A 17,569-nucleotide genomic window follows, 5' to 3' on the forward strand; every position below is an offset into this window, starting at 1 on the left:
CCCCCGCCGGTGACCAGCCGGCGCGGGCCTGAGCCCCGGGCACGGAAGTCCGGGACGAAATCGGGGAGAGCCAACAGCCATGACCGATGCGCCGACGACGGCCCCGGTGGCGCCTGCCGCGTCTTCGACCTCTGCCGGGGAGGTGCTCGCGGGTTACCTGACCGCCCAGGCGGGGGTGTTCCTGCGGGCGCTGCCGCAGGCGGTGGGCGAGGCGGGGTCCAGACCGGGGGCGCTGCCGGCGTCGGCGGCGGCCGCGGACGACCTGCTGCGCGCCGTGCGGCGGGTGGGTGGTGCGCTGCACACCTTCGCGGTGGCGTTCGAGCCGGCCTGGGCGCGCGAGTCGCGGGCGGAGCTGCGCTGGCTGCTGAACCTGCTGGCGTCGGAGCCGGCGTACCAGCGGCGGTCGGCCCGGCTGCTGGCGGCGCTGGACTCGTTGGCGGACCCGGGGCCGGACGCGCCGGGGATGCTGGCCGGGCATGCGGGCGCGCCGAAGGCGCGGGCGCTGCTGGACCGGCAGCTGACGCTGGCCCGGACCCGGGCGCACACCGCGGTGCTGCAGGAGCTGCGCTCGGCGCGGCTGCACGCGCTGGCGGACCGGATGACGCTGCTGGCGGGCGAGGTGCCGTTGGCGGAGGGCTGCGCGGGGGAGCCGGCCGAGGCGCTGCTGCCGCAGGCGGCGGCCGCGCTGGGGGCGCTGGCGGAGGCGGCGGAGCTGCTGCCGTTGCAGCGTTCGGCGGTGCCGTACGGCGGTGAGGGTCTGCACCGGCTGGGCTCGGGGGGCACGCCGGGGGCCGGGGCGGCGCGGACGGGTGCGGACTCGGAGGCGGTGCTGGCGGCGGACGACGAGCCGTGGCTGCGGGCGCGGATCCTGCTGAAGCGGGCCCGGTACGCGCTGGAGGTGTGCGGTTCGCCGGTGGCCGGGCTGGACGAGCTGGACCGGGTGCTGGGCCGCCACCAGGAGGCGTCGGACGCGGCGGTGACGGCGGCGACCGCGGCGCGTACGCCGCGGATCACCCCGGCGACGGCGTACGTGCTCGGCGTGGTGCATGCTGATCAGCGACTCGAGGTGGAGGCGGCCAGGTACGCCTTCGGGCTGCAGTGGCCCGTCCTCGCTCCCGGTCTGGGGCACTGGGAGGGACCGCCGGCTCCACGGAAGGGCTGAAGTGGGATACCGCGTGCGCCAGGTGTCGGGACCGTCGAGCCGGTCGACCGCGCCGAGCCTGTCGACCGTGCTGGCGGCGGGTGCGGTGCTGTGGGTGCCGGGGCCGTTGAAGAAGAACGGGGTGGACCGGAAGAAGCCCCGGATCGCGGTGATCCACCGGCCGAAGTACGACGACTGGAGCCTGCCCAAGGGGAAGCTGGAGCCGGGGGAGGGCTGGCGGGTGGCGGCGCTGCGGGAGGTCCGGGAGGAGACCGGGATGAGCTGCGTGCTGGGGGAGGAGCTGCCGGCGCAGCACTACCGGGTGCAGGGCCGGCCGAAGGAGGTCCGGTACTGGGCGGCGGTGCCGACCGGCGGCGCTTTCCGGCCGAACCGCGAGGTGGACCGGCTGGAGTGGCTGGCGCCGAAGAAGGCGAAGGCGCGGCTGACCCGGGCGCAGGACCGGCTGCTGGTGGACGCCCTGCTGGAGCTGCTGGGCCGCTGATCGGGGCCTTGATCGGGCCCGATCAAGGCCGGGTGATCTGGTCGCGGCCTTGCTGTGACGCAACCGTTACTACCGACCGCAGTTTCCTGACATCCGTCCGAGGTTCACTGTCCGTTCATTTGCGACCGGCTGATGCGTCACCTGTGCTCCCTAACTTCGGGGTTACCGGAGGGCCGAAACGGGCCCCGCTCTGAAAGGGACACCCCTGTGAAGCTCCAGCCCAAGGCCCTCGCCATCGGTGCCGCGGCGCTCGTCTCCGCTCTGTCTCTCGCCGCTTGCGGCACCGACGAGAACAACACCTCCGGCTCCACCGGCGGTGCCTCGGCCTCCGCCACCAAGGCTGCGATCGCGTGTGCGAAGGGCGGCGCGCTGCTCGCCGCGGGCTCCACCGCGCAGGGCAACGCGATCGACGTCTGGAAGGCCGCGTACGCCGCTGCCTGCTCCGGCTCGACCATCACCTACGGCGGCGGCGGCTCCGGCGCCGGTGTCCAGCAGTTCAACCAGGGCAAGGTGGCCTTCGCCGGCTCCGACTCGGCCCTGAAGCCGGCCGAGGTCGACGCCTCGAAGCAGGTCTGCACCGGCGGCCAGGGCATCAACCTGCCGATGGTCGGCGGCCTGATCTCGATCGTCTTCAACATCGAGGGCGTCGACAAGCTCACCCTGGACGCGCCGACCCTGGCGAAGATCTTCGACTCGCAGATCACCAAGTGGAACGACCCGGCCATCGCCGCCCTGAACCCGGGCGTCAACCTGCCGGCCGCCGACATCCAGGCCGTGCACCGCTCGGACGACTCGGGCACCACCGACAACCTGACCAAGTACCTGGCGAAGGCCTCGGGCGGTGCCTGGACCTACCCGGCCTCGAAGACCTGGGCGGGCAAGGGCGGCCAGTCCGCGAACGGCTCCGCCGGTGTCGCGGCCCAGGTCAAGGGCGTCAAGAACTCGATCTCCTACGTCGAGCTCTCCTTCGCGCAGACCAACAAGCTGAACAGCGCCGCCATCAACACGGGCGCCGCCAAGCCGGTCGAGGCGACCGCCGCCAACGCCGCCACCACCCTGGCCAAGGCCAAGCCGGCCGGCACCGGTGCCGACCTGGCGCTGACCATCGACTACGCGACCAAGGAGGAGGGCGCCTACCCGCTCACCCTGGTCACCTACGAGATCGTCTGCGACAAGGGCAACAAGGCCGACAGCCTGGAGCTGCTGAAGTCCTTCCTGACCTACACCGCCAGCGACGCCGGCCAGCAGGCCATCGGCGCCACCGGCTACGTGCCGCTGCCGAAGGACCTGGCCGCCAAGGTCCAGGCCGCGGTCACCGCGCTCGCCTGATCCCGAGCCGCCGAACCACCGGCCGGGCGGCCTCCGACGGAGGGGGGCGGGGCCGCCCGGCCGGGCAGGACAGCACCACAGCACCACCGGGAACCAAGACCGTCCGGGGCACCGCCGCCAGGTGCCGCCCTCCTCGCGGGGCAGCGCCGTCAGACCGGAGTTATCGATCATGACTTCTTCACCCCCTGCCACCACGCAGGGCAGGGCCCGCCGACGCCGGGGCGACAGCCGCCTCGGTGACGCCGTGTTCTTCAACCTCTCCCGTGGATCGGGCATCCTGCTGCTGGTCGTGATGGCCGCGATCGCGGGCTTCCTCGCGTACCGGTCCTCGATCGCGCTGTCCGGGAACACGGGCAACTTCCTCACCACCTTCGAGTGGACCCCGGACGCCGCGGAGCCCAAGTTCGGCATCGCCGTCCTGGTCTTCGGCACCCTGGTCTCCGCGCTCATCGCGATGGTGATCGCCGTGCCGATCGCGGTCGGCATCGCGCTGTTCATCTCGCACTACGCGCCGCGCCGGATCGCCCAGCCGTTCGCCTACCTGGTGGACCTGCTGGCCGCGGTCCCCTCGATCGTCTACGGCCTGTGGGGCGTGCTCTTCCTCGTCCCGCACATGGACGGCCTGAGCAGCTGGATGGACCAGTACCTGAGCTGGACGTACATCTTCGACCAGACCAAGTCCGGCGTCCCGCCGCGCACCCTGTTCACCGTCGGCATCCTGCTGGCGATCATGATCCTGCCGATCATCACCGCGGTCTCCCGCGAGGTGTTCCGCCAGGTCCCGCGGATGCACGAGGAGGCGGCCCTGGCCCTCGGCGCCACCCGCTGGGAGATGATCCGCACCGCGGTGCTGCCCTTCGGCCGCCCCGGCATCATCTCGGCCTCGATGCTCGGCCTCGGCCGCGCGCTCGGCGAGACCATCGCGGTCGCCACCGTGCTGTCCACCAACAGCATCCTGTCGCTGCACCTGCTCGACCCGGGCGGCGGCACCTTCGCGCAGAACATCGCGCTGAAGTTCAACGAGGCCCAGCCCTTCGGGCGGGACGCCCTGATGGCCTCCGGTCTCGTCCTGTTCGTCATCACCCTGCTGGTGAACGGCGCGGCGCGACTGATCATCGCCCGCCGCAAGGAGTACTCGGGGGCCAACTCATGAGCACGCTGACCACCGCTCCCTCCGACTCCCGGCTGCACCGGCGGCTGACCAACGCCCAGCTGCCCAGCTGGGCCCCGGCCGCCGTGGCCGCCGTCTCCGTCGCCCTCGGCTGCGGCATCGGCGCCGCCGCCGGCCTGGAGAGCCACCTGCAGTGGGGCCTGATCTCGGCGCTGCTGTACGTCCTGATCGGCTACGCCGTGGCCGCCAGGGTCGAGGGCCGCCGACAGGCCAAGGACCGCCTGGCCACCTCGATGGTCTGGGTCGCCTTCGTCCTGGCCGTGGTGCCGCTCGCCGCGCTGACCTTCTACACGGTCCAGCAGGGCATCGGCGCGATCGACGGCGAGTTCCTGACGCACTCCATGAAGGGCGTCGTCGCCTCGATGACCCCGGACGGCGGCATCTACCACGCCATCATCGGCACCCTGGAGCAGGTCCTGCTGGCCACCCTGATGGCCGCCCCGGTCGGTCTGCTGACCGCCGTCTACCTGGTCGAGTACGGCCGCGGCCGGCTCGCCCGCTGGGTCACCTTCTTCGTCGACGTCATGACGGGTGTCCCGTCCGTCGTCGCCGGTCTGTTCATCCTCTCGCTCTGGAACATCGCCCTCGGCTTCCAGTACTCGGGCTTCTCCGGCAGCCTCGCGCTGGCGATCCTGATGATGCCGGTCGTGGTCCGCTCGACCGAGGAGATGCTCAAGCTCGTCCCGAACGAGCTCCGCGAGGCCTCGTACGCGCTCGGCGTGCCGAAGTGGAAGACCATCCTGCGGATCGTCCTGCCGACGGCCATCGGCGGCATCACCACCGGCGTGATGCTGGCGGTCGCCCGCATCACCGGCGAGACCGCCCCCGTGATGATGCTGGTGTTCGGTGCCGACTTCATCAACAGCGACCCGTTCAACGGGCCGCAGCAGTCGCTGCCGCTCTACATCTGGCAGCAGTACTCGATGGTCAACAACGACTTCGGCTACGCCCGCGCCTGGGGCGCCGCGCTGGTGCTGATCGCCTTCGTGATGGGTCTCAACCTCATCGCGCGCGGCATCGCCCGCTGGCGCTCGCCCAGGACCGGCCACTGACGACTGACGTACGAGACGAAGCAGAGAGAAGAAAGATCATGGCCAAGCGCATCGACGTCAGCGGACTGTCGGCCTTCTACGGCTCCACCAAGGCCATCGAGGACATCTCGATGACCGTCGAGCCCCGCTCGGTGACCGCCTTCATCGGCCCCTCGGGCTGCGGCAAGTCCACCTTCCTGCGCACCCTCAACCGGATGCACGAGGTGATCCCCGGCGCCCGGGTCGAGGGCAAGGTGATGCTGGACGACGAGAACCTGTACGGCAACAACGTCGACCCGGTCGCCGTCCGCCGCTCGGTCGGCATGGTGTTCCAGCGCCCCAACCCCTTCCCGACCATGTCGATCTACGACAACGTGGTCGCCGGGCTGAAGCTCGCCGGCGTGAAGAAGAAGTCCGTGCTGGACGGCGTGGTGGAGAAGTCCCTCAAGGGCGCCAACCTCTGGAACGAGGTCAAGGACCGGCTGAACAAGCCCGGCGCCGGCCTCTCCGGCGGTCAGCAGCAGCGCCTGTGCATCGCCCGCGCCATCGCGGTCGAGCCGGAGGTCCTGCTGATGGACGAGCCCTGCTCCGCCCTCGACCCGATCTCCACCCTCGCCATCGAGGACCTGATCGGCGAGCTGAAGTCCCAGTACACGATCGTCATCGTGACCCACAACATGCAGCAGGCGGCCCGCGTCTCCGACCGCACCGCCTTCTTCAACCTGGCCGGCGTCGGCCAGCCGGGCAAGCTGATCGAGCTGGACGACACCCAGCGGATCTTCTCCAACCCGTCCGTGCAGGCCACCGAGGACTACATCTCCGGCCGCTTCGGCTGATCCCCCGAGCCGCTTCGCGGTGCTGCATGGCGGTGCCGCCGCGAAGCCCGAAGGCCCGCCCCCCGTGCTGTGGGGGGCGGGCCTTCACCTTGGTGCGGGCGGAGCCCGGCCGGCCTCAGAAGTCGAAGACCAGCGCGAGGATCCCGTACATCGCCGCGGCCACCAGGGCCGCGGCCGGCATGGTGATGAACCAGCCGAGCACGATGTTCTTCGCCACGCCCCAGCGGACCGCGCGGATCCGCTTGGTGGCGCCCACACCCATGATCGCCGAGGTGATCACGTGGGTGGTGGAGATGGGCGCCGCGTAGACGAACGAGGTGATGTACATGACCGTCGAGGCGGTGGCCTCGGAGGCGAAGCCCTGCGGCGGGTCCAGCTCGATGATCTTGCGTCCGAGGGTCCGCATGATCCGCCAGCCACCCGCGTAGGTGCCCAGCGAGAGCATGGTCGCGCAGGAGATCTTGACCCAGATCGGGATGTCGTTGCCGTGCTGGTGGCCGGAGATCACCAGGGCCATCACCACGATGCCCATGGTCTTCTGGGCGTCCTGCAGGCCGTGCGCCAGCGCCATCGCCGCCGCCGAGGCGGTCTGCGCCACCCGGAAGTTGCGCTTGGCCCGGTGCGGGTTGGCCCGCCGGAAGAGCCACAGGATGCCCAGCATCACCAGGAAGCCGCCCATCAGGCCGACCACCGGGGAGATCACCATCGGAATGATGATCTTGTCGACCACGCCGCTCCAGATCACCGCCGTACCGCCGGCCAGCGCCGCGCCGACCAGGCCGCCGAACAGCGCGTGCGAGGAGGAGGACGGCAGGCCGAAGTACCAGGTGGTCAGGTTCCAGGCGATCGCGCCGACCAGCGCGGCGAAGAGGATCGCCATGCCCTGCGAGCCTGTGGGGGTCTCGATGATGCCCTTGGAGACGGTCTTCGCCACCCCGCTGCCCAGGAAGGCACCGGCCAGGTTCATCACCGCTGCCATCGCCAGGGCCGCCCGCGGGGTGAGCGCCCGGGTGGAGACCGAGGTGGCGATCGCGTTCGCCGAGTCGTGGAAGCCGTTGGTGTAGGTGAAGAAGAAGGCCACGCCGATGACGGCGATCAGTGCTGCCATGTCCACGGCGGTCAGGACTCCTTGACGGCGATGGTCTCCACCGTGTTGGCGACGTGCTCGAACGCGTCAGCCGCCTCTTCCAGGACGTCGACCACCTGCTTGAGCTTGAGCACCTCGATCGCGTCGTACTGCCCGGAGAACAGGTGGGCCAGCAGCTTGCGGTGGATCTGGTCGGCCTGGTTCTCCAGCCGGTTGATCTCGATCCAGTACTCGGTCAGACCGCTCATCCCGCGCAGCCGCGGCATCGCGTCCGCGGTCAGCTCGGCCGCCCGCGCCAGCACCTCGATCTGCTGCTCGACGCCCTTCGGCAGGGTCTCGATGTCGTAGAGGACGACCAGGTCGACGGCCTCCTCCATGAAGTCCATGATGTCGTCCAGCGACGAGGCGAGGGAGTAGATGTCCTCGCGGTCGAAGGGCGTGATGAAGGAGGAGTTCAGCTGGTGGAAGATCGCATGGGTGGTGTCGTCACCGGCGTGCTCGGCGGCGCGCATGCGCTCGACGATCTCCGCGCGGGCCGACACGTCTGATCCCAGCAGTTCCAACAGAAGCTTCGATCCGACGACCAGGTTCTCCGCCGCAGCGGCGAACATGTCGTAGAAGCTCGTCTCCTTCGGGGTCAGGCTAAAACGCACGGAGATCTCCGATGTGCGGGGTACGGACACAGGCGATGCTAGGCGCAAGCCGTTCGAACTGCCCAAACGGGGGCTGACGCGCGAGGCACCAGTCTGGCCCAAGGTCACCCGGTTTGCTCCCGCTGTGCACGGGGATCCCTCAGCAGACGCCCGGACGGAGGAACAGCGCGGGCGCCGCGGGTGTTGGAAAATGACGCCCGACAAGGGCGAGCAGGGCGAGACACGAGGCGGCGCGGATGACCACCACCGACACCCAGGACGCGGAGCAGCACGGCCACCACGGACCGCACGGGTACAGCGAGCAGAAGGACGCGCACCTCAAGCGGCTGCGCCGGATCGAGGGCCAGATCCGCGGTCTGCAGCGGATGGTCGACGAGGACGTCTACTGCATCGACATCCTGACCCAGGTCTCGGCCTCGACCAAGGCGATCCAGGCCTTCGCGCTCTCCCTGCTGGAGGAGCACCTGCGGCACTGCGTCGCGGCCGCGGCCGAGGAGGGCGGCGCCGAGCTGGACGGCAAGGTGGCGGAGGCCACCGCCGCCATCGCCCGGCTGCTGCGCTCCTGACCGGCGGTCAGCCGCCGTCCCCGGTGCGGCGGTCCAGCAGCACCTCGTCGATCTCCTCGTCGGCCAGCCGCTCGCCGCTGCTGGCCGAGGCGGCGATCATCAGCTCGCCGGCCAGCTCGATCTCGTCGAGCGCGGTCTTGTCGTGGCCGCCTGCACCTGCACGGCCGTCCGCGGACGCCACCTGCACCACCCCTTCAGCGCCACCTGCCGGTCAGGACGGCAGCCCCGTCCGTCCAGCGTAGGCAGCGAAGGCCCCGGCCACATGGCACGGACGGGCCATCTCTGCCGCACCGAACGGGTGGGGCCGCCGCTGCCGCGGGCCCACTCCGGGCTCACTTCGCGGGCGCCGAGGCCTTCATCGAGTAGATCTCCGAGGCGGCCGGCTCGGCGGCCTCCACCGGCTTGCCGAAGTCGCTGAGCGAGGTCGTCGAGACCACCTTCACCTGGTCCTTGGGCGCCTTGGAACCGGCCACCCCGGCGAAGGCGAAGGTCTCCACCACCTTGTGCAGCCGGCCCTGCGCGTCCAGCCAGGCCTCGTACGGGACCTCCTTGACGGTGAAGGTCTGGGCGGCCATCCGCAGCCCGTCCGCACCGCGGCCGCCGGTCACCTCGGCGGCCTTGGCCAGGTCCAGGGTGCCCTTGTAGTGCTTGAGCTCGACCCCGCCCACCGTCTCGGAGCCGACCAGCTCGGCGGTCTGCGCGCCGCGCAGCGCACCCGCCGCGGAGGCCGGGTCGGTGGCGCCGCTGGAGACCAGGTTGCCGTCCGGCAACTGGCGGACGTCCAGCTTGACCCACTTGCCCTCGGGGATCTTGGCCCCGCTGTTCTGCAGGTAGACCGTGCCCGGCAGGACCACCTCGGTGATCCTGCCGGTGGTGGCGGCGCCGGGCGGGACGTCGATCTCCAGCCGACCCAGCCGCTTCACGTAGTCGTAGCCGCCGGTGCCGTTGAACACGGCCTTCTTCTCGGCGGACTCGGTGGTCAGCTCGGTCCTCGCGTGCACCGAACCGGTCCGACCGGTGATGTCGGCGGCGTTGCGGATCGCCGTCACCGGATCGGCGGCCAGCTGGTCCGCGGACGCGTCCTGGGCGTGGCCGCCACCTCCGCCCGAGCAGGCGGACAGCGCGGCGGCGAGCACGGCGACGGCGGCGGACAGATGCAGCTTCTTCACTTCTCGACAAACCCCCTCGGGCCCCGGGTGCCCGGCAAGCCGCCGCCCCGGATGGGCAGAGCTCTTGTCCGTCAAACGAGTTGGGGCGCAGGAGGTTACGCACAGGTAGGGCGTTTCGTCCGGACGGGTGCCCGCGTTACGGTGAAGCACGTGAACAGCGAGCCGCCCGCCCGCGTCGGGACCGCTCCGTCGGCCGCCCACCGGGCCGTCGTCGAGGAACGCGGCTCCTTCTGTTTCGCCACCTGTTCCTGCGGCTGGTTCGCACCCGGCCGCCGCTCCCGGGACCGCGCCCGCCGCGACGTCGGCGAGCACCTGGCCGAACACCCGGCCGGACCGCCGGAACCCGGCTGACACCCGCTCAGGGGCCCTTCCGGGGCCCCTCGGAGCTGTACGGGCCGGGCCCGGGGCTGCCGGTGGCGCGCCGGGCCCGGCCGGGCCGCTCAGGCGGCCAGGTCGGACTCCCGGGCCGGCTCCTCGCTGCGGGCCGCCCGGGCCGGGGCACCCCGCCCGCGCCGGCGCCGGCCGGACTCGCCGCCGCGGCGCCGGGCCACCACCAGCGGGGCCAGCGCCGTCCGGGTCAGCGAGTGGCAGAACGGCACCAGCACCGCCATCGCGATCGGCGCCAGCAGCAGCACCACGGCGGTGGCCAGCGCGTAGCCGCCGAGCACGTCGGTCGGGTAGTGCACCCCCAGGTACATCCGGCACAGGCCCTGGAGCAGCGCCAGCGCGCCGGCGACCAGGCCGATCCGGCGGTCGACCAGCAGCAGGGCCACCGCGATGCCCATCGACATCGCCGAGTGGTCGCTGACGAAGGAGAGCGTGCCCTCCTTGCCCTCCACCAGCACCACCAGCTCCGGGTGGTCCACGAAGGGGCGCGGCCGGTCGACGATCCGGGAGATCGGCAGGTTGGCCAGCTCGGCCAGGGCCACCGCCAGCGGCGCCCAGAGCAGGCCGGCCACCGCGACCGGCGCGTCCGGCCGGCGGCGGGCCCGCAGCCAGGCGGCCAGGCCGAGCGCGGCCAGGCCCAGCAGGATGCCGTACTCCCCGATCCAGGAGACCGCCGAGTCCAGCCAGCGCGGCGCCCCGACGGCCAGGCCGTTCACGGCGCGCAGCAGGCCGATGTCGGCGTTGCCCGTGTCGGCGAGCAGCGTCGCCACGCCGCACCTCCCTGTCCGTCCTCCGGTGTCCGCCCGGGTGTCCGCCGGTACGGACCACAGTGATCACAACGCCGGGTGCGCGGCCGGGGGTTTCCGCAGCCGGGCGACGTTATGGAAACTTGACTGGCCGTCCACGCGGCATGCACACGCCGATCGAACGGCAGGTCAGCTCTTTGCCGGGCCTTGACCCGCGGTGATCGAGCCGTCGTCCCCGCGCACCGGCAACGCCTCGGCGCCGTCCGCGGTCACCCGGGTCGCGCCGTAGTACTCCCTCTGGTCGATCGTGTCGTAGCGGATCTTCGCTCCGGTGTGCGGCGCGTCGATCATGTATCCGCCGCCCACGTAGATGCCGACGTGGTGGATCGACCGCGGGTCCTCCGGGTCCGAGGCGAAGAACACCAGGTCGCCCGGGCTCAGCTGGTCCCTGGACGGGTGCGGCCCGGCGTTCCACTGGTCGTTGGCCACCCGGGGCAGGGTGATCCCCACGCTCTCGAAGGCCGCCCGGGTCAGCCCCGAGCAGTCGAACCGCCCGTTCTGCGAGGGCAGGCCCTCACCGCCCCACAGGTAGTCGGTGCCCAGCTTGGTCTGCGCGTAGTAGATCGCCCCGGCCGCCTGCCGCGACAGGCTGATCGAACTGCCGACGGCCGGCGCGGTGAAGTTCCGGGCCAGCGCCTGGATGTTCTTCACGTACCCCTGGGTCTCCCGGTACGGCGGGACACCGCCGTTCTTTATCACCGCGTAGGGGCCGGCGTTGTAAGCGGCGAGCATGTTCGCCTGCCGGTCGCCCGGCACCTTCGACACGTCCTTGGCGAGCGCGCAGTCATAGGTCGCCGCCGAGGCGATCGCGTCCGACGGGTCCCAGATGTCCCGCTTGCCGTCGCCGTTCCCGTCCGTCCCGTACGTCGCCCAGGTGCCCTCCAGGAACTGCGCCATCCCGTACGCCTTCGCCGGACTCTTCGCCCTCGGGTCGAATCCGCTCTCCTGGTACAACTGCGCCGCCAGCATCGGGGGGGAGATCTCCGCGCACAGCACGCCCCAGCGCTCGATCGTCGACCGGTACTCGGCGGGCACCGTCTTCCCCGACAGCGCCAGGTGGCTGGAGGCCTGACGGGGCGTCCCACTGGCCGCGTACGTCCCCAGCACCACCACGGCCGTGAAGCCCACGGCCACAACTGCCGCCGCACCGGCGGCGGCGCCTGCCTTGCGGAGTACCATCAGCACCATCCCGACGAAGCGTCAGCAGCAGTGTCCTGTACGGCGTTGCCCAGTGCAATCATCAGAGATACAAAGAGTGAGCAGTATCCTTCGTACCGTGGACATCCTCCCGTACGTGCCCCTGACCTCACGACCAATCCACGAGAAGTAGCCAAGTCGACATCAGTTCTGGCCAAGAATAGGACCTGCCCCTTCGCTCCACCCTGGTCCGGGGCCTTGAATTTGCCTGATCGGGCGGTGAGATGAAATGAACCTGAGCAGCGTGGCGGACAGCAAGGTCATCGGGTACCTGGCCGAGGACCCGCCGAAGAAGGCCAATATCGACACCATCATCGGCGGAATCGCCCCCGACTGGGGCCCCTTCGCCAGCCTGGGCTCCGAGGCCCGGGTGATGGTCGAGGTCGTCATGGCCGTGGCCATCCTGGCCTGCCTGGCCCTCGCGGTCTGGGGGGCGGCCAAGCAGCGGATCGGCGCCACCGCGATGCGCGACACCTTCAGCGCCGAACAGGGCAAGGGGCTGATCATCGCCGGCCTGACCGGCGTGTTCATCATCGGTTCCCTCGGCACCCTGTTCACCATTGTCTACGGCATGGCCATCTGACGATCCGACGACCGGACGGCCTCCCCAGGCCGTCCAGCCACCACGACCATCAGGACCAGGACCCAGGAGGGCCGCCGTGCCGTTGTCCGACGACCAGCCGCACACCCGTACGCGGCTACCGGTCGCCGAACAGTCCGCCCACCAACTGAGCGGCCGTCAGCCCCGCCCCGTCCGCACCCTGCTGACCGTCCTCGGCGTCGTCACCCTCCTCGTCCTCGCCATCTCCTTCGCCAACCGCGACAAGGCCGACCCCGGCCGCCCCACCGGCGGCACCGGCTCCGCAGACCGGGCGGGCGCCGCCACGCCCGCCCCCGCCGACACCGCCGCCACCGGCCAGCAACCCGTCACCACCGCCACCAACGGCATCGCCGGCGGCTTCCCGCACAGCGACCAAGGGGCGCAGTCGGCCGCCGCCAACTACGCCGTCGCCCTCGGCTCCGCCGACATGTTCCGCACCGACCCCCGCCACACCATCGTCACCACCCTCGCCGACCCCACCGTCCTCCCCCAACTCCAATCCCGCCTCGACCAGGCCTTCACCCCGGAGACCACCGCCAGGTTCGGCCTCGACGCCCAGGGCAAGGCCCCCAAGGGCCTCACCTTCGTCAGCCGCACCACCCCGGTCGGCACGAAGACCGTGAACTTCTCCGACACCGGTACCCGGATCGAGGTCTGGTGCACCGGCCTGCTCGGCCTCGCCGGCCAGAGCTCGACCCTCCCGGTCAGCGAGAACTGGTTCACCCTCACCCTCACCATGCGCTGGACCGGCAGCGACTGGAAGCTCACCGACTACAGCCGGAAGGCCGGCCCGGCCCCCGTCCCCGGCGACCAGCAGGCCGCGACCTCCGAGGAGATCACCGGCGCCGTCCAGCAGTTCGGAGGCTTCCGCTATGCACGCTGACGGTCCTACGGGAATCATTCGCCGCGCGGCTGCAGTGGGCACGGCGCTCGCCGGTGTCCAGCTTGCCGTCCTGACCGTGGCGCACCAGGTCTCCGCAGCTCCCAGCCCGAGCCCGGCGGCCAGCTGCAACGTCGACCTCCCGGTGGCCGGAGCGGATCAGATCTGCGCTCCTGCCGGGGCGACGGTGATTCCGGGGTCGGAGAGTGTGGGGAGCGTCGCCGATCCGTTGGGGTCGTTGGCGAAGGGGTGTGCGCAGGCGGCGGCCTGGGTGGTGCGGCAGCTGTCGGCGGGGATCGACGGGACGACGCAGGTGGACTTCACCAATGCGGCGTTCCTGCAGCAGTACGCGGTGGTGTTCGCGGGTTCGACGATCATCACGCTGGTGCTGTGGCTGCTGGCGGTGACGAAGCGGGCGGTGCGGGGGGCGCCGTTGACGCAGGCGTTCTCGGAGGCGATCGGGTTCCTGTGGCTGACGGTGGTGGCGTCGGCGTTCACGCCGTTGATCCTGTACACGGTCGTGAGCGCGACGGACGGTCTGACGGCGGCGATCGCGGCGGGGACGAAGTCGGACACCGGCACGTACCTGGGCGGGTTCGCGGACACGTTGGAGAAGGGCACGCTGGGCGGCGGGCCGCTGATCCTGATCATCGTGTCGCTGGTCGCGGTGCTGGCCGCCGCGGTGCTCTGGCTGGAGCTGCTGATCCGCGCGGCGATGCTGTACGTGGGCGCGCTGCTGGGCACGGCGGTGTACGCGGGGCTGGTGGACAAGCAGCTGTGGAAGCACGTGCGCCGCTGGGCGGGCCTGATGCTGGCCGTGGACCTGGCGAAGCCGATCATCGTGATCATCCTGGGGCTGGCGGGCGCGGTGGCGACCGGGGCCGGGGCGGGTGACGACTTCGCGAAGGTGCTGTCGGGCCTGGCGATCCTGTTCCTGTCGATCTTCGCGAGCGCGTCGGTGTACCGCTTCGTGCCGGGGTTCGGCGACGAGATGCTGGCGATGCGCGGGGCGCGGGCGAATGCCGTGCAGGCCGGCAGCGCGATGATCAACGGTCCGGCGAACCTGGTGAAGCAGGGCATCTCCACGCACGGTTCGCGGGGCGGCCCGCAGACCGCCAACGCCAGCCCGGGTGCGGGCGGCGGCGGGGTCGCGCCGGGCATCGCCGCGCACGCGGGCCGCGGCCCGGCGTCCCCGCCGCGGCCGGCCTCGCCGCCTCCGCAGTCCGCAGTCCAGGCTCCGTCGAGCAATCCAACGAAGGGAGGGTGACGGGTAGGTGAGCAGCGAACCGCTCGGCCAGTACGGCACCCAGTACGCCCAGCCGTACGTGCACCAGCGCCGGACGTACCTGATCGGCAAGTCGCGCCCCAACGCGCCGATCGGCCGCAACCGGGAGACCGGCGAGATCGTGCTGATCATCTTCGGCGCGTTCCTCGGCATGATGTGGGGCCTGCTGATGCCCGTCCTCCCGCTGCGGATCGCGGGCCTGGTGGGCCTGCCGCTGCTCGCGATCATGGCGGTGTACGTGCCCTACCGGCGCCGGACGTTCTACAAGTGGGTGGAGATCAACCGGACCTACCGGCGGACGGTGCGCAGCGGCCGGGCGCTGTGGAAGCCGGACGTGCACGAGCTCGGCACCCGGCTGGACGGCCGCGAGGTGGAGATCGGCCCGCCGCCGGGGGTGGGGCGGCTGCGCTGGCTGAGCGCGCCGTTCGGCCCGGACGAGGTCGCGGTGCTGATGCACCTGGAGCGGCGCACGGTGACGGCGGCGATCGAGATCGAGGGCCCGGGCGTGGGCCTGCGCGACTCGGAGGACCAGGAGGCGCTGGTCGACCGGTTCGGCACGCTGCTGAAGCACGTGGCGAACGGCGACGGCTTCGTGACCCGGCTGCAGATGCTGGCCCGCACGCTGCCGGCCGACCCGGACGCGCACGCCAAGGACGTGGAGCGGCGCGGCGACCGGACGGCCCCGCGCTGGCTGAAGGACAGCTACGACCAGCTGCAGTCGATGGTGTCGACCTCCTCGGAGCAGCACCGGGCGTACCTGGTGGCCTGCATGCACTACACCCGCGACCTGGCGGCCGAGGCGCACGCGATGGGCCGCACCGCGGACGGCCGGCGGGCCCGGGACGACGACGGCCTGGCCACCGTGATGGCCCGTGAGCTGACCGACATCTGCGCCCGCCTCGCGGAGGCGGACATCCGGGTGCGGCAGCCGCTGGGGCAGGCGCGCCTCGCCTCGCTGATCCACTCGATGTACGACCCGGACCACCCGATCGACCACATCCAGGCGATGAGCAGGCGCAACGCCTGGCCGGCCGAGCTGGACGCGACCCATCCGCAGTACCTGACCGCGAAGACCCGGGAGGCGGCCACCCGCGACCCGTGGTGCCACGCCACCGCCTGGGTCAAGGAGTGGCCGCTCACCCCGGTGGGCGTGAACTTCCTGGCCCCGCTGCTGGTGCACACCCCGGACGTGATCCGCACCGTCGCGGTGACCATGGACCTGGAGCCGACCGACGTCGCGATCGAGCGGATGCTCACCGAGAAGACCAACGACGAGGCCGAGGCCAACCGCGCGGCGAAGATGAACCGCACCATCGACCCGCGGGACCTGGCGCACACCGGCCGGGTCGACCAGCGCGGCGACGACCTCGCCTCCGGCGCGGCCGGCGTCAACCTGGTGGGGTACCTGACGGTCTCCTCCCGCAGCCCCGAGGCGCTGGCCCGTGACAAGCGGACCATCCGCGCCTCGGCGGGCAAGAGCTACCTGAAGCTGGAGTGGTGCGACCGCGAGCACCACCGGGCCTTCGCCAACACCCTGCCGTTCGCCACCGGCATCCGCCGCTGACCCCTGGAGGCCGCAGATGCTCAGCAGACTCACCGACGCCTTCACCAGCATGATGTTCGGCAAGGTGGAGACCACCCGGCTGCCGGTGCGCACCTCCACCGGCCAGGCGCAGGCGGTCTACCTGCCGACCGCGGCGCCCGGCCTCGGCGACTCCGGGGTGATCATCGGGCGCGAGGTGTACAGCGGGAAGGGCTACGTCTACGACCCGTTCCAGCTGTACGGCCAGCAGCTGCCCGCCCCGCACTGGCTGGTGCTGGGCGAGTCCGGCAACGGCAAGTCGGCGCTGGAGAAGACGTACGTGCTGCGCCAGCTGCGCTTCCGGGACCGCCAGGTGGTGGTGCTGGACGCGCAGGGCGAGGACGGCGTCGGCGAGTGGAACCTGATCGCCGACGCGCTGGGCATAAAGTCGATCCGGCTGGACCCGATGGCGGCCCGGGACGGCGGGGTGAAGCTCAACCCGCTGGACCCGGCGATCACCACCACCGGCCAGCTGTCGCTGCTGCGCACCATCATCGAGGTGGCGATGGCCCGCCCGCTGGAGGAGCGGGCCGGCTTCGCGCTGAAGGCCGCGCACGCGTACGTGCACGCCACGGTGAAGGACCGTCAGCCGGTGCTCGACGACATCATCGACACGCTGCGCAACCCCGACCTGTCGGCGGTGGAGTCGCTCGGCGTGGAGGTGGGCGAGGTGCAGTCCTGGGGCCTGGACGTGGCCCTGGTGCTGGACCGGCTGGTCGACGGCGACCTGCGCGGCATGTTCGACGGCCCGACCACCGCGGGCATCGACCTGGACGCGCCGCTGATCGTCTTCGACCTCTCGCACATCGACCGCAACTCGATCGCGATGCCGATCCTGATGGCGATCGTCGGCGTCTGGCTGGAGCACACCTGGCTGCGGCCCGACCGGGTGAAACGGATCTTCCTGGTCGAAGAGGCCTGGCACATCATCAACAGCCCTTTCGTGGCCCAGCTGTTCCAGCGGCTGCTGAAGTTCGGCCGCCGGCTCGGGCTGTCCTTCGTGGCGGTGGTCCACCACCTGTCCGACGTGGTGGACGGCGCGGCCGCCAAGGAGGCCTCGGCGATCCTCAAGATGGCCTCCACCCGGACCATCTACATGCAGAAGGCCGAGGAGGCGAGAGCCACCGGCCGGGTGCTGGGCCTGCCGCGCTGGGCGGTGGAGATCATCCCGACCCTGTCGCCCGGCATCGCGGTCTGGGACGTCAACGGCAATGTGCAGGTGGTCAAGCACATCATCACCGAGTCGGAGCGCCCGCTGGTGTACACCGACCGCGCGATGACCGAGGACGCGGTCGCCGAGCGGGAGCGCGCCGAACAGCTGCTGGCCGCCGAGCCCCGGCGCTGAG

General features: G+C 71.3%; 19 protein-coding genes. 13 read left to right on the plus strand and 6 right to left on the minus strand.

Annotated features, from left to right (window positions below):
• Nucleotides 1-79 precede the first annotated feature (79 nt).
• The 6 genes from ABEB06_RS21305 to pstB all read left to right on the plus strand — a co-directional run bounded on the left by ABEB06_RS21305 (nucleotide 80) and on the right by pstB (nucleotide 6,010).
• Nucleotides 80-1,162 carry a CHAD domain-containing protein gene (locus ABEB06_RS21305; RefSeq protein ID WP_345698465.1) on the plus strand — a complete coding sequence of 361 codons (1,083 nt, stop codon included), beginning with the start codon at nucleotides 80-82 and terminating at the stop codon, nucleotides 1,160-1,162.
• 22 nt (nucleotides 1,163-1,184) lie between these two features.
• Nucleotides 1,185-1,643, plus strand: a complete 459-nt coding sequence (locus ABEB06_RS21310; protein ID WP_425559789.1) for an NUDIX hydrolase — start codon at nucleotides 1,185-1,187, stop codon at nucleotides 1,641-1,643.
• A gap of 207 nt (nucleotides 1,644-1,850) precedes the next feature.
• Nucleotides 1,851-2,972, plus strand: a complete 1,122-nt coding sequence (gene pstS, locus ABEB06_RS21315; RefSeq protein ID WP_345698466.1) for a phosphate ABC transporter substrate-binding protein PstS — start codon at nucleotides 1,851-1,853, stop codon at nucleotides 2,970-2,972.
• A 169-nt stretch (nucleotides 2,973-3,141) separates the two neighbouring features.
• A complete protein-coding gene (gene pstC / locus ABEB06_RS21320) occupies nucleotides 3,142-4,125 on the plus strand; it encodes a phosphate ABC transporter permease subunit PstC (protein WP_345698467.1) in 984 nt (327 codons plus the stop codon).
• Nucleotides 4,122-5,195: a phosphate ABC transporter permease PstA gene (gene pstA / locus ABEB06_RS21325; RefSeq protein WP_345698468.1), complete on the plus strand. Its 1,074-nt coding sequence runs from the start codon at nucleotides 4,122-4,124 to the stop codon at nucleotides 5,193-5,195. Before pstC ends, pstA begins: the two co-directional genes overlap by 4 nt.
• 38 nt (nucleotides 5,196-5,233) lie before the next feature.
• Nucleotides 5,234-6,010: a phosphate ABC transporter ATP-binding protein PstB gene (gene pstB / locus ABEB06_RS21330; RefSeq protein WP_345698469.1), complete on the plus strand. Its 777-nt coding sequence runs from the start codon at nucleotides 5,234-5,236 to the stop codon at nucleotides 6,008-6,010.
• Nucleotides 6,011-6,125: 115 nt separating this feature from the next.
• Here pstB and ABEB06_RS21335 read toward each other — a convergent pair whose 3' ends face one another.
• A complete protein-coding gene (locus tag ABEB06_RS21335; RefSeq protein WP_425559790.1) occupies nucleotides 6,126-7,118 on the minus strand; it encodes an inorganic phosphate transporter in 993 nt (330 codons plus the stop codon).
• An 11-nt stretch (nucleotides 7,119-7,129) separates the two neighbouring features.
• The gene (locus ABEB06_RS21340) at nucleotides 7,130-7,750 is read right to left on the minus strand and encodes a DUF47 domain-containing protein (protein ID WP_345698471.1); all 621 of its coding nucleotides are present in this window, start codon (nucleotides 7,748-7,750) and stop codon (nucleotides 7,130-7,132) included.
• 236 nt (nucleotides 7,751-7,986) lie between these two features.
• Here ABEB06_RS21340 and ABEB06_RS21345 point away from each other — a divergent pair, with 236 nt between their 5' ends.
• Entirely contained in the window at nucleotides 7,987-8,316 is a 330-nt protein-coding gene (locus ABEB06_RS21345; protein WP_345698472.1) for a metal-sensitive transcriptional regulator, read from the plus strand.
• Between the two features lie 7 nt (nucleotides 8,317-8,323).
• Here the strand turns inward: ABEB06_RS21345 and ABEB06_RS21350 are convergent, their stop codons facing one another.
• Both ABEB06_RS21350 and ABEB06_RS21355 read right to left on the minus strand, forming a co-directional pair.
• Nucleotides 8,324-8,497 (minus strand): hypothetical protein, encoded by a 174-nt coding sequence (locus ABEB06_RS21350; protein ID WP_345698473.1) that lies wholly within the window; start codon nucleotides 8,495-8,497, stop codon nucleotides 8,324-8,326.
• 151 nt (nucleotides 8,498-8,648) lie between these two features.
• The gene (locus ABEB06_RS21355; RefSeq protein ID WP_345698474.1) at nucleotides 8,649-9,485 is read right to left on the minus strand and encodes an SCO4651 family lipoprotein; all 837 of its coding nucleotides are present in this window, start codon (nucleotides 9,483-9,485) and stop codon (nucleotides 8,649-8,651) included.
• Nucleotides 9,486-9,635: 150 nt separating this feature from the next.
• On the opposite strand from ABEB06_RS21355, the gene ABEB06_RS21360 reads away from it, so the two are divergent.
• Complete coding sequence (locus ABEB06_RS21360; RefSeq protein WP_345698475.1) at nucleotides 9,636-9,836, plus strand: hypothetical protein; 201 nt, start codon at nucleotides 9,636-9,638, stop codon at nucleotides 9,834-9,836.
• Between the two features lie 89 nt (nucleotides 9,837-9,925).
• Here the strand turns inward: ABEB06_RS21360 and ABEB06_RS21365 are convergent, their stop codons facing one another.
• Nucleotides 9,926-10,642 carry a phosphatase PAP2 family protein gene (locus ABEB06_RS21365; protein WP_345698476.1) on the minus strand — a complete coding sequence of 239 codons (717 nt, stop codon included), beginning with the start codon at nucleotides 10,640-10,642 and terminating at the stop codon, nucleotides 9,926-9,928.
• A gap of 165 nt (nucleotides 10,643-10,807) precedes the next feature.
• Nucleotides 10,808-11,857 (minus strand): C40 family peptidase, encoded by a 1,050-nt coding sequence (locus ABEB06_RS21370; protein ID WP_345701929.1) that lies wholly within the window; start codon nucleotides 11,855-11,857, stop codon nucleotides 10,808-10,810.
• 247 nt (nucleotides 11,858-12,104) lie between these two features.
• On the opposite strand from ABEB06_RS21370, the gene ABEB06_RS21375 reads away from it, so the two are divergent.
• The 5 genes from ABEB06_RS21375 to ABEB06_RS21395 all read left to right on the plus strand — a co-directional run bounded on the left by ABEB06_RS21375 (nucleotide 12,105) and on the right by ABEB06_RS21395 (nucleotide 17,568).
• Entirely contained in the window at nucleotides 12,105-12,458 is a 354-nt protein-coding gene (locus ABEB06_RS21375; protein ID WP_345698477.1) for a hypothetical protein, read from the plus strand.
• 76 nt (nucleotides 12,459-12,534) lie between these two features.
• On the plus strand, nucleotides 12,535-13,359 hold the full coding sequence (locus ABEB06_RS21380) for a hypothetical protein (protein ID WP_345698478.1): 825 nt from the start codon (nucleotides 12,535-12,537) through the stop codon (nucleotides 13,357-13,359).
• On the plus strand, nucleotides 13,349-14,623 hold the full coding sequence (locus tag ABEB06_RS21385) for a hypothetical protein (protein ID WP_345698479.1): 1,275 nt from the start codon (nucleotides 13,349-13,351) through the stop codon (nucleotides 14,621-14,623). Before ABEB06_RS21380 ends, ABEB06_RS21385 begins: the two co-directional genes overlap by 11 nt.
• A 7-nt stretch (nucleotides 14,624-14,630) precedes the next feature.
• A complete protein-coding gene (locus tag ABEB06_RS21390; protein ID WP_345698480.1) occupies nucleotides 14,631-16,205 on the plus strand; it encodes an SCO6880 family protein in 1,575 nt (524 codons plus the stop codon).
• A 16-nt stretch (nucleotides 16,206-16,221) separates the two neighbouring features.
• Nucleotides 16,222-17,568: an ATP-binding protein gene (locus ABEB06_RS21395; RefSeq protein ID WP_345698481.1), complete on the plus strand. Its 1,347-nt coding sequence runs from the start codon at nucleotides 16,222-16,224 to the stop codon at nucleotides 17,566-17,568.
• The last annotated feature ends 1 nt before the right edge of the window (nucleotide 17,569 follow it).

The sequence above is a fragment of the Kitasatospora terrestris genome (genome assembly GCF_039542905.1).
Classification (GTDB): Bacteria; Actinomycetota; Actinomycetes; order Streptomycetales; family Streptomycetaceae; genus Kitasatospora; species Kitasatospora terrestris.